6 protein-coding genes are annotated in these 13,048 nt (G+C 40.5%); 5 read left to right on the plus strand and 1 reads right to left on the minus strand.

Annotation, left to right across the window (positions count from 1 at the left end):
• Positions 1-27 precede the first annotated feature (27 nt).
• The 5 genes from dacB (at position 28) to WH223_RS11730 (ending at position 12,080) form a co-directional block, all read left to right on the plus strand.
• Positions 28-1,455, plus strand: coding sequence for a D-alanyl-D-alanine carboxypeptidase/D-alanyl-D-alanine endopeptidase (gene dacB, locus WH223_RS11710; RefSeq protein ID WP_340047852.1), 1,428 nt, complete (start codon positions 28-30; stop codon positions 1,453-1,455).
• Between the two features lie 74 nt (positions 1,456-1,529).
• The gene (locus WH223_RS11715) at positions 1,530-3,815 is read left to right on the plus strand and encodes an NADP-dependent malic enzyme (RefSeq protein WP_340047853.1); all 2,286 of its coding nucleotides are present in this window, start codon (positions 1,530-1,532) and stop codon (positions 3,813-3,815) included.
• A 1-nt stretch (position 3,816) separates the two neighbouring features.
• Positions 3,817-4,401 (plus strand): Holliday junction branch migration protein RuvA, encoded by a 585-nt coding sequence (gene ruvA, locus WH223_RS11720; protein ID WP_340047854.1) that lies wholly within the window; start codon positions 3,817-3,819, stop codon positions 4,399-4,401.
• Between the two features lie 143 nt (positions 4,402-4,544).
• The gene (gene sov, locus WH223_RS11725; RefSeq protein ID WP_445265613.1) at positions 4,545-11,567 is read left to right on the plus strand and encodes a T9SS outer membrane translocon Sov/SprA; all 7,023 of its coding nucleotides are present in this window, start codon (positions 4,545-4,547) and stop codon (positions 11,565-11,567) included.
• Between the two features lie 42 nt (positions 11,568-11,609).
• Entirely contained in the window at positions 11,610-12,080 is a 471-nt protein-coding gene (locus WH223_RS11730; RefSeq protein WP_340047856.1) for a GAF domain-containing protein, read from the plus strand.
• On the opposite strand, the gene WH223_RS11735 is transcribed toward WH223_RS11730, so the two are convergent.
• On the minus strand, positions 12,073-12,993 hold the full coding sequence (locus tag WH223_RS11735) for a WD40 repeat domain-containing protein (protein WP_340047857.1): 921 nt from the start codon (positions 12,991-12,993) through the stop codon (positions 12,073-12,075). The genes WH223_RS11730 and WH223_RS11735 overlap by 8 nt on opposite strands.
• Positions 12,994-13,048 lie beyond the last annotated feature (55 nt).

Raw genomic sequence — 13,048 nt, forward strand, 5'->3', positions numbered from 1 at the left:
TATATTTGTTGATTACAGCTTAAAAAAATGAAGAAAAAATGGTGTGCTCTTTTTCTGGGTGCCTCCTTATTGGCAGGTATCTCCGTAAAAGCGCAAGACAACAAGCAGCTCTTTACAAATGCTTTTCAAAAATTTGTTAATGCCGGAAGTTTAACAAACGGTATTGCAGCGGTCACTATTATGGATAGCAAGACAGGGCAAGTCGTTTATGAAAATAATGGCAATTTGGGATTACCAACAGCTTCCACGCTGAAGGTTATCACCTCCATAACTGCGCTCGACATTCTAGGTCCTTCATACACCTACAAAACGCAGCTTTATTATACCGGAGAGATTGATAGCCTCGGCATCCTACAAGGTGATATTATTATTCAGGGCTCTGGTGACCCTACGCTAGGAAGTTCCCGCTACCCGGAGTCTAATGAAGAAACACTGCTTAACAAGTGGAGCTACCATATTAAGAATGCTGGAATAACGGCTATCAACGGGCGTATCATTGGCGACGATTTATTCCTCAATGGAATGAATATGCTAAATGGATGGAACTGGGCTGATATGGGCAACTACTATGGTGCTGGAATATCAGGACTCAATTGGCGTGAAAATAAAATAGGCATACGCTTTAAGCCAGGAACTATCGGCCAAGCAACACCAATAGACTATTATACAGCAAACCTACATGGCATCCACGTTATAAACGAAGTTACCACAGCAGGAAATGGTACAGGTGATAACGTGACGGCCTACTCTGCTCCGTATTCAGATGTCATCTACCTTCGTGGTACACATGGAAAAGATTTGGATAAAACCATCGAAATATCCGTACCTGACCCTGCCTTAGATTTAGCGCAGCAGCTTTACAGCGCCCTACAGAAACAAGGGGTACAAGTAGATAGTCTATGTATACCTACAACAGGAAAATTACTCCTCAATCAAGGTATCAAAATACAAGGAGCAAAGACACTCCTCAACAGCCATCAATCACCTCCATTAAGAGATATTGTTTATTGGTTTAACCAAAAAAGCATCAATCTTTATGGCGAAGCCTTATTAAAAACGATAGGTCTCATTGCCGGTAATAAAACCAACAGCGATGAAGCAGCACGACTCCTTGCTAAATATTGGGAGCAGAAACTTAAAGTACCAACTTCGGCTATTGTGATGATAGATGGATCAGGCCTCTCCCCTCAAAATAGAGTGAGCACCCTAGCCATGACAAAAATTATGCATTATGCCCTAAATAGACCTTGGTTTGGAGACTTTGCGAAGAGTTTACCGACCTATAACAACATGAGCATGAAGAGTGGCACCATTGGTGGCACATTAGGATACACAGGATACCAAAAGAGCAAAAGCGGACAGGAGTTCACTTTCAGCTTATTAGTTAACAATTATACAGGAACTGCTACAGCAATGCGTCAAGCGATGTTTACTTTTTTAGATAACTTGAAATAAGCTTAAAAATTCGTTTATCTACAATTGATGTTTTAGTTTTGTAGCCAACAAGAGACATTTTACAAAAAATTATAATGAGTAGTAATAGTAACAACAACAGAAAAAAAGAAGCGTTGGATTATCATTCGATGGGAAGACCTGGAAAGATCGCTGTCGTACCAACAAAACCTCATAGCTCGCAAAGAGATTTAACATTAGCATATTCTCCTGGTGTAGCAGAGCCTTGCTTGGCTATTGCTGAAAATAGTGAAGATGCCTACAAATATACTGCAAAAGGAAACCTAGTAGCCGTAATTAGTAACGGTACTGCCGTATTAGGCTTAGGTGACATAGGCGCACAAGCTGGTAAACCAGTAATGGAAGGTAAAGGATTACTTTTCAAAATTTTCGCGGATATCGATGTATTCGATATCGAACTTGACACTAAAAACGTTGATGAATTTGTAAACATCGTTAAAGCGTTAGAGCCTACTTTCGGTGGTATCAACCTAGAAGATATCAAAGCACCTGAATGTTTTGAAATCGAGCGCCGCTTGAAAGAAGAGATGAACATCCCTGTGATGCACGATGACCAACATGGTACCGCTATTATCTCGGGTGCAGCTTTAATCAATGCTTGTGAATTAACAGGTAAAGATCTTAGCACAACAAAAATCGTGGTTAATGGCGCTGGAGCAGCGGCTATCTCTTGTACTTCGATGTATATTGCTGTAGGTGCTAAAAAAGAAAACATTGTAATGCTTGATAGTAAAGGTGTTATTCGCCAAGACAGAGAGCACCTTGATAAAAGTAAAGCAGAATTTGCAACAACACGTGACATCCACACGCTTGCTGACGCTGTAAATGGTGCTGATGTATTCATCGGTCTTTCAGCAGCTGACGTGTTAACACCTGAAATGTTGTTAACAATGGGAGAAAAGCCTATTGTTTTGGCAATGGCAAACCCTAACCCGGAAATTGCTTACGATCTTGCTGTAGCAACACGTAAAGATATCATCATGGGTACAGGAAGATCTGACTACCCTAACCAAGTGAATAATGTATTGGGATTCCCTTACATCTTCCGTGGTGCTTTAGACGTACGTGCAACACGTATCAACGAAGAAATGAAAATTGCTGCTGTAAGAGCTATTGCTGCCCTTGCAAAACAATATGTGCCAGAAGAAGTAAACCAAGCGTATGGCACAAACAACTTGAAATTCGGAACAGACTATATCATTCCTAAACCAACAGATCCTCGTTTAATTACAGAAGTATCTATCGCTGTAGCAAAAGCAGCTATTGAGTCGGGTGTAGCACGTCAAGAAATCACGGACTGGGAACAGTACAAAGAAGACTTACGTAAACGTTCAGGAAAAGATGACGGCATCATGCGTATGCTTACCAGAAAAGCGAAGCAAGACCCTAAGAAAGTCGTATTTGCAGAAGCTGATAACTACAAAACATTACGCGCAGCACAAATTGTTAAAGAGGAGAAAATCGCATTCCCTATCCTTTTAGGTAACCGTCAGAAAATTGAAGGCTTAATCAAAGAGTACGATTTCGAACTTGGTGATGTAGAGATCATCGATCCTTTAGCAGAGGCTGATACGGCACGTTTCAATAAATATGCGGATCACCTATACGCAAAAAGACAACGTCGTGGTATCTCGGCAAATGATGCTAAAAAGTTAATGCTTAACCGCAACTATTTCGCAGCAAGTATGGTACAATTTGGTGAAGCTGATACGTTGATCTCTGGTTTAACGAAGAACTACGGCTCTACCATCCGTCCAGCATTACAAGTTATTGGTGCTAAACCAAACAGCCGTGTTGCAGGTATGTACATGATGCTTACAGAAAAAGGCCCTATCTTCTTTGGTGATACAACCGTTAATGAAGACCCTAATGCAGAAGAATTAGCTGATATCTCTTTATTGTTAAATGATGCAATTAAACGCTTTAACATCAAGCCTAGAATTGCGTTATTATCGTACTCTAACTTTGGCTCGAACGATGGCAAGGTAGCAACGAAGATGCGTGAAACAGCGAAAATATTACGTGAGAAAGCACCTGAAGTAATCGTTGATGGTGACATCCAAGCAAACTTCGCGTTAAACTCGCAAATGTTGAAATCTAACTTCCCATTCAGCGCATTAAATGGTGAGCCTGCCAACACGTTGGTATTCCCTAACTTAGAATCAGGTAACATCGCTTACAAATTGCTTCAAGAAGTAGGAAATGCAGAGGCTGTAGGTCCAATCTTATTAGGGATGAATAAACCCGTACACGTTTTACAATTAGATAGTTCCGTTCGCGAAATTGTAAATATGGTAACAATTGCCGTAGTAGACGTTCAAGAACACGAAAAACAAAAATAAAATGTACGATTATTTCTCCGGAAAACTCATTTTTAAAGCCCCTACCCACGTCATCTTAGACGTGGGCGGGATTGGCTATCATATCCATATCTCTTTGACCACCTTCTCGCAAATAAAGGATCAGGAACATTGTAAATTGTTTGTCTCTTTCCAAGTACGAGAAGACGCCCAAACCCTGTATGGATTTGCAACAGAAGGTGAAAGACAACTCTTCAACCATCTGATTTCCGTTTCTGGTATTGGTCCTAATACTGGGCGCATGATGCTTTCATCAATCACCCCTGAGGAAATCCAATCTGCTATCGTAAATGGACATGTAGCAACCATTCAAAAAATAAAAGGCATAGGCCCCAAATCTGCGCAACGTGTAATCTTAGAACTACAAGACAAACTCAAGAAACAAGGACCTGATGCTTTGATAGCTTTACCTGTTACAAAAGCATCCGTACCAGAAGAAGCATTAGCAGCTTTAGTAATGTTAGGTTTTGTTAAAGCGCAAGCAGAGAAGGTCTTAAATAGTTTAATCAACATGGAGCCAGATCAATCGGTTGAACAGCTCATAAAAGCAGCTTTGAAAAAATTGTAGAGATATAACTACAACGTTAATTTTATTAATTAATCTAACATATTAAACTTATCCTAAGCAAATTATAAGTTGTTTATTAATAAAATTAGCGTGATATTTGCAGGTACGTAATCAATATTGATTTACTAACTTGCGATTATCCTTTGAAAAAACTATTTGATATAACATGTGTTTGCTTAACTCTGTTGTTTTGCAACGCTTTTGTCTATGCGCAAAGGCTGACTCCAGCGAACCAAATCGTTGCTGACTCCTTAAAAGTTCCTTACCGTTTTAAAGATTTTCCTTTTTTAAATCTACCCAAAACATACAACCCCGTTTCTTTAACTTCTCCATCTAACATCGAGCGCGAAGTAGTGTACGACACTGAATCACAACGCTATATCATCAGAGAGAAGCTAGGATCAAAAATGTATAGACCTCCGATTTACATGTCTTTAGCAGAGTATAAAGACTACGAATTCAAGCGTCTACAAAAAAACTACTGGGAAGAGCTTGCTGAAAAGTCTCTTGTAGAAGAACGCAAGCGTCGACTCATTCCTATTATTGAAGTTAACAGTCCTACCTTCGAAAAAATATTCGGAGGTAACACCATAGAAATTACACCACGCGGTAGTGCAAGTGTCCTACTTAGTGGACAACGGAACACAAATGCTAACCCTATGTTTAACGAAATTCAACGTAAACAATGGGGTTTTGATTTTGATCAAAATATTGACTTAAACTTATCCGGAAAAATTGGTGAACGCGTCAAGTTGAACGCCAACTTTAATTCTCGCGCACAGTTTGATTTCGAAAACCAAATCCGCTTTGACTATGTGGCCAAAGACGACGCCATTCTCCGTAGATTGGAAGTCGGTAATGTAAACATGTCCCTCAACAGCACCCTAATTTCGGGTTCTGAATCTTTGTTTGGGGTTAAAGCACAGCTACAGTTTGGTAAATTAATGTTTACCGGTTTAGTATCGCAACAACGATCACGACAGAAAGAATTTACCATAACAAACGGATCCAAGGATAGCCAGTTAGAAATTACGCTTGATAACTACGAAGCCAATCAACACTACTTCTTAAACCAATATTTTAGAGACAATTACAATCAGTCGCTAGCGAATGCGCCTATTCTGAGTACAAACATCAATATTACACAGATTGAGGTGTGGATCAGTAACCGCAGCAACAGTTACGAAGAAGCCCGTGACATCATGGCTTTAATGGACTTAGGTGAATATACGCCACATAGCACAATGATTACACGTGGTAGCGCACGGAATCCATCTACAGGTATTCCTGGCGACCCTACAAACAATGTTTCCAATAATTTAAAGAGTTTATTGGGCGACGCTGGCCGTGAGTCTAATAGCACTTTTGTGCAAAGCTTCTTTGCCGGTGATGGTGGAACAGATAACTATGAAAAATTAACCTACGCACGAAAACTTGTTTTAGGGAAAGACTATTTCTTGAATAACAAACTCGGTTACGTGTCCCTTCTTCACCCATTAAATCAAGATCAGGTATTAGCAGTATCTTATCGCTATTTATTGAATGGTGTAGAATATCAAGTCGGAGAGTTTAGTACCGACATTCCGGTTACTCCTTCCAACCCGACTATGCTTTATGCCAAATTGCTTAAAGCATCGACCTTAAAGACAAACCTACCTACCTGGAATTTGATGATGAAAAACATCTATTCATTGAACTCCTACAACATATCAAACAACAATTTCTTCCTACAAATTTACCGTACCGAAGACGAGACAGGAACGACTAGACCTTCTATGTTTGAAGGACAAAATACACAAGGAAAGACATGGCTACAATTGGTAAATCTAGATCGTCTAGATCAAAATCAAGCAGCAAGCCCAGATGGTCTATTCGATTATTTAGAAGGGGTAACCATTGACTCCAGAAGAGGAAAAATCATATTCCCTGTTATTGAACCTTTTGGTAAGGATTTAGCCTCCAAGTTTGAATCTTTTGAAGGTGCACTAATCGAAAAATACACCTATCCAGAACTCTACACGCTCACAAAAGTAGATGCGCAGCAGAAGTTCCCAAATAAAAATAGATATAGCTTACGTGGACGTTATAGCTCTACGTCAGGAACGGAATTCCAACTTGAAGGATTCAATATCCGTCCCAACTCCGTGCGTGTTATGGCAGGAGGTATGCGCTTGGAAGAAGGTAAAGATTTCTACATCAACTATGAATTAGGAACTTTACGTATCATCAATGAAGCCATGGTGATGAGCGGCACGCCTATCACGGTAAGTATGGAAGATGATGCTATGTATGGCTTGCAGCAAAAAACACTCCTTGGTGGACGTTTTGACTATCATGTAAACGATAAGATAAACATAGGGGCAACGATTATGAACCTCACGGAAAAACCGTTGACAGAAAAAGTTAATATCGGTCAAGAGCCAATGTCTAACACCATGATTGGTGCTGACATCAGCTATAACAGTCCTTCCCGTTGGTTGACAAGAATGGTCGACAAATTGCCGTTCCTAAGTACCAAAGAGGAGTCACAAATTTCCTTCTATGGAGAGTTTGCACAATTGATTCCTGGCCATCCTAAAGGATTAAACACGGCAAACAGCAAACGAGGAACTAGTTATATTGACGATTTTGAAAATAGCGTTTCCTACATCGACCTTTTAGGACGTAATGCTTGGCAAATTTCAGGAACACCACGTCTATTCCCGGAGTCTGATTTAATGAATGATTTAGCTTATGGCTACAACCGTTCTTTACTTTCATACTACAACGTAGATCCTATTTTCTACAACAGAAGTTCGCTGACACCAGCAAACATCACCAACCAAGAACTATCCAACCACCGCGTTCGTGAGGTATTGGAACGCGAGATTTTCCCATATAAAGAAAGTAGAACAGGTGGTGCCATCTTTGTCAACACCCTAAACTTAGCCTTCTACCCTACGTTGCGTGGTCCGTACAACTACAGTACGTTAAATCTGAACACCGATGGTACATTTAACAATCCTAAAAACAAATGGGGCGGTATCTTTAGAAAATTAGACCAAACAGATTTTGAAGCTGAAAACATTGACTTCTTAGAGATGTGGATGATGGACCCTTCATTAACAAATCCTAATAAAATTGGTGGAGATATCTATTTCAATATTGGTAATATTTCTGAAGACGTACTTAAAGATGGTCGTAAAGCACTAGAGAATGCTGTTCCACTGAATGGCGACTTATCTCAAGTAGATAGAACAAACTGGGGATTAGTTGTAAAAAATCAACCTGTAGTTCAAGCTTTCGATAATAACAATGCAAACCGTTTGAAACAGGATGTTGGTTTAGACGGGCTAAGCAATAGTGAAGAGGCTGTATTTTTCGCTAGCTTCTTAGCTCGTGCGCAAGGTGTTCTTCAAGGAGAGGCGATGTCGAGGCTACGTAGTGACCCTTCATCCGATGATTACAGATACTTCCGTTCTTCCCAGTTTGACCAACAAGGAGCTGGTATCTTAGAGCGCTATCAATATTACAACGGATTAGAAGGAAACTCCCGTACTAACGAGCAATCCATGATTGATTTTGGTGTGGAAACTTCGGCTAACACGTTACTTCCTGACGGTGAAGATTTAAATAGAGACAATACGATGAACGAGATTGACGAGTACTACCAGTACCGTATCTCGACAAGAACACAAGACTTAATCGTCGGAAAAAATAATATTGTCGACGAAGTAATCTCAGAAGTTACCCTAGCCAATGGAAATAAAGAACCTGTAAGATGGTTAAAAATTCGTATTCCATTAAATGAATATGAAAGCAAATACGGAAATGTAACGGACTTCAAAACGATGCGCTACATCCGTATGTTTATGACCAACTATGCGGATACTGCCGTAATCAGATTGGGTAAACTGCAGTTTATCCGTGGCGAATGGCGTAAATATAATGCAGAGAATGTAGCCAATAAAGTAATTAGCGATCCTTCTATGGGAGTCGTTCCTTCAGACAATTCTGAGTTTACAGTAGCGAACATCAATATCGAAGAAAACGGTACGCGTAGTCCTATTCCTTATGTTGTGCCTCCAGGCATCAACAGACAGGTAGATTGGGGCAATAACAACTACAACGTACAGCTAAACGAACAGGCCATCAGCATGGATGTTAAGCGCCTTAGGGATGGTTATGGACGTGGTACCTACCGCACATCGAGCCATGACTTTAGACCTTACGGTAACTTAGAGATGTTTATCCACGCCGAAGGTGAAAACTTACGTGATGGTGATTTCCGTGCCTTTGTTCGTGTCGGAACAGACGATCGTTACAACTATTACGAATACGATATTCCACTTAAACTTACGCCTTACGGAACAACATCAGCAGAGATCATCTGGCCTACAGAAAACAGAATGCTCTTAAAGATTAAAAAACTACAAGATGCAAAAGTAGCCCGTGATGCAGCTATGTTAAACGGCGCTCCATGGCCTATAGATGTTCCATTTGAGGTGATGGATGGTAACAACAAAATAACTATTGTCGGTACACCTGACATCAGTAAAGTACGTTACTACATGCTGGGTGTGAAAAACCCACTAAAGAATAGCAATACCAGCACCAGTATGGATGATGGACGCGACCTTTCTGGAGAGTTTTGGTTCAATGAGCTACGTCTGACGGACTTTGATGACAAAGGCGGATGGGCAGCGACAGCACGTATGGATCTTAAGCTAGCGGATTTCGCTAACGTTTCTTTTACAGGTACAAAAACAACAATCGGCTTTGGCGCTATTTCACAAACGTTAAACCAACGTAGACGTTCTGATGATATCTTTTTTGATATCAGCACCAATGCTCAGCTAGGTAAATTCTTCCATCCACGTTTGGGAATCAGTATTCCATTCTACTTCAACTATTCGAGACAAGTAGGTACACCGGAGTATGACCCTTACAACCCGGATATCCTCTTAAACTCAGCCTTAGCAAACTTATCACGTAACAGACGTGATAGCGTATTGCGCATGGCACAAGATGTGACGACACGCAAGGCATTCAGTTTTATGAATGTTCGTAAGTTGAAAACCGATAACGACTCGCCATTACGTCCTTGGCATGTCGAGAACTTTAGCTTATCCTATGCATATAGCGCCTTCCAGCACTATGACCATAACGTAGCTAACTCTATACAAAAAACATATCGTGCAGCATTAGACTATAATTTCAGTAACCCAAATATCAAGTTTATCGAACCTTTCAAAAAGATAAGCAACAGCAATTTGGCAATCATCAGAGATTTTAGCTTCAACCTTGTACCTTCATTAATCAATTTCCGCGTTGATGTAAATAGAATTTACAACGAAAACACCATGCGTGATAATAGTTCGGACAACGTCTTGCCGACCTATTACAATAAGAATTTCAACATGTCCCGTATTTACGGTATCAGTTGGGACCTAACGAAAAACTTACGTCTTGATTTCAACGCGACCAACTATTCCATCATCGACGAGCCTGTAGGTAAGATTGATGGTATGAAGCGAGATACCATGTGGACCAACTTCTGGAAGATGGGTAGAACAACGGACTACAACCACATGATGAACTTGACCTATACCCTACCGATTAATAAAATTCCATACATGGAATGGGTGAACGTGGTAGCACGTTACGGTACGCAGTTTAACTGGCAAAGTGCTCCTCTGTTGGCATTGCAAAATGAAAACATGAACATCGGTAACAGCATTCAAAACAATAGAACAATACAGATAAACCCAACATTGAACTTCAGCAGTTTCTACAATAAGTTTGGTTTCTTCCGTGAGAATACAAGAGCGAATGCGACAGGGCCAAAAGCAATCCTCGCACAATTCCTATCATCGATACGAACGGTAAACGCGGCCTATACTAAAAATGAAGGTCAGTACCTTCCAGGCTACTTACCGAAGACGAAGATTCTGGGTTATGATTTCCAACAGAATGCGCCAGGATGGGGCTTCTTGTTGGGTGGTCAATCCAACATTTTAGAAAAGGCATTACGCAACAATTGGATTTCAACAGATACGCTGCAAACACAGATGTATACGAAAACATTTGCAGAGAACTTATCCATCATGGTCAACTTAGAGCCTTTCAAAGGGTTAAGAATTGACTTGAGTGCTTCACGTATTGATAACTACAACTTGTCATCAACAACGGAGTTCAACAGCATTACCGGCAATATGGAAAGTCTGAAACCTTTTACAACGGGTAACTATAGTATTACTCAAATTGCTATTAAATCGGCTTTCAAAGATCACAACGAACTATTTGCATTGTTCGAGGAAAACAGAATGGTCGTATCCGCGAAGCTAGCAGAACAAAACTTAAACTCCGTGGGTATCGGTCCAGATAATTACGCTGATGGTTATGGAAAAGCACAGCAGGATGTAGTACTCAATTCCTTCTTGGCAACATACCTTGGTAAGAATATTGATGGTAGTACAAACAATAGACAATTAAGATTCCCAATACCGAATTGGCGTATCTCCTACAATAGATTGGCTAATTTATTAGGCTTAACGGAGTACTTCACTTCCATTGCCATCAACCATGCCTATAGCTCTATTTATGCAGTAACAGGCTACAACTCGGTATTACGTTATATTGAAGGCGACGGCATGCCATCAGCAAGAGATATCAATCAAAACTTCTTACCGAAGTTCCAATACGACCAGGTATCAATCATCGATCAGTTCACGCCACTTATCGGTCTTGACGTACGCTTCGCGAATAACATTTCGGCCACAACGGAGATGAGACGTATGCGCAACATGAACTTCACGTTGGCAAATAGCCAAATGTCGATGTTGACAGAGCAAGCCTTTATCTTCGGAATGGGATATAGAAAGACAAATGTAGGCATGCCATTCGGTTGGTTCAGCGACCGTAAGATGAGCAACGATGTAAGCTTTAAGCTAGACATTGCTATCAATGATCGTAAGACAATGGTATACCGCTCCGACATTAATACAGCGGAGATATCAGCAGGAAACAAGAGTATCAGTCTTAACCCGACTTTAGACTATGTGATTAATCAGCGCTACAATGTACAGCTGTTTTATCAATCTAATGTCGTAAAACCATATACTTCGCAAAACTATGCGACTTCATACACCAACTTTGGGGTGAATATTCGTATCTTTTTCCAATAATTAATAAAACAGTAAACAGAAGTATTTAGGAATAATAAGAAGATGGCAGAAGATTTAAAGATAGCGACAGGAACGAAAGAGGAGCAATATGCCTTACTTTATAAACAAATAGAAGCTTTGCTTCAAGGTGAAGACGACCGTATTGCCAACATGGCTAACACAGCAGCTGCTTTGAAGGAACAATTCAACTTTTGGTGGGTAGGCTTCTATCTTGTCAAACAAGAACAATTGGTGTTAGGCCCATTTCAAGGACCTGTAGCGTGTACACGCATAGGCTATGGCAAAGGTGTGTGTGGAGCAGCGTGGGAACGCAAAGAGACCGTTATCGTGCCTGATGTAGAACAATTCCCTGGACACATCGCTTGCAGCTCCTTATCGCAATCTGAGATTGTCGTACCTATATTTCACAATCAAGAATGTATCGCCATATTAGATGTAGATAGCGAACACCTTGATCACTTTGATGAGATTGATAAACAATATTTAGAACGTATCTGCGCCTTGATTAAGTAGTCGCAACATCTACGTTCCATACCTTAACCAGCTTGTCATCACCAACGGTTACAAGCTGGTTATTTGCTCCTACATAAAGGGCAGCATTAATCGATAAATGATGACTGTCAAAACCGCGCTCTATACTTACATTCTTCAATAGCGCTAAGCTCTCCGAATCCCAAAACTTAATACTTTTATCCCTACTTACGGTAGTCAACACTCCAGCTCCTGGATGTTTAAGGATTCCATATACAGTAAAAAGATGAGGCGTCACATTCTGCTGAACGGACAAATCTTCCTTACCTAGGCGGTACAATTGCGCATCTCTTCCGCCAGAAAATAGATGTTCGCCAGACAACAGCAAAGCAGTTACAGGCATGCTATGAATCTTCTGCTTATGCAGCTCTTTAAACTCAACCGCATCATAACGGTAAACATGACCGTCTTTATCACCAAAAAGAAGCTCATTATTCACGGCATCAAATTGTATACTACGCACCGTCGTGCTGGATACACGAAAGCGGTACAACAAATCGAAGCTCTCTAACGACCATACATAAGCTACTCCTTCTTCGCCGATGGCTAAAAGTTCATTTTTTTCAGCTAGGTAACGGATGGCAAAAACAGCCCCTTTATCTACCTTCATCTTTTTCAGCAACTGCTGCTTCTCGACATCGATAAGCCAAATCTCACCATTCCGTAGACCTGCCAATAGCGTGTTTGAAGCCTCCAAAAAGTGTAAGGCATAAACAGAAGCAGGAACAGAGCATAATACACGATTAAATTTTCCCGTGTTCATATCCCATTCCACAATTCCTCGATCATTTCCCGCCGTAAACAAGCTGGCTGAAGCCGGCGCATAGTCAAGAGCGAAAATAGGATTTTGATGTCCTACCAAGGTCATCGCTAAAGAAACTTGTACTGTATGCATAAAAAAATAGGTATGTTTTGTACAAATATACAAAACATACCTATTTCCTAAGGTT

Source organism: Sphingobacterium sp. MYb382 (assembly GCF_037572665.1).
Lineage (GTDB): Bacteria > Bacteroidota > Bacteroidia > Sphingobacteriales > Sphingobacteriaceae > Sphingobacterium.

Bases quoted from the DNA above. Each gene is read 5' to 3' on its own strand.
- WH223_RS11715 (WP_340047853.1), top strand. From the start codon at position 1,530: ATGAGTAGTAATAGTAACAACAACAGAAAAAAAGAAGCGTTGGATTAT.
- ruvA (WP_340047854.1), top strand. From the start codon at position 3,817: ATGTACGATTATTTCTCCGGAAAACTCATTTTTAAAGCCCCTACCCAC.
- WH223_RS11735 (WP_340047857.1), bottom strand. From the start codon at position 12,993: ATGCATACAGTACAAGTTTCTTTAGCGATGACCTTGGTAGGACATCAA.
- WH223_RS11730 (WP_340047856.1), top strand. From the start codon at position 11,610: ATGGCAGAAGATTTAAAGATAGCGACAGGAACGAAAGAGGAGCAATAT.
- dacB (WP_340047852.1), top strand. From the start codon at position 28: ATGAAGAAAAAATGGTGTGCTCTTTTTCTGGGTGCCTCCTTATTGGCA.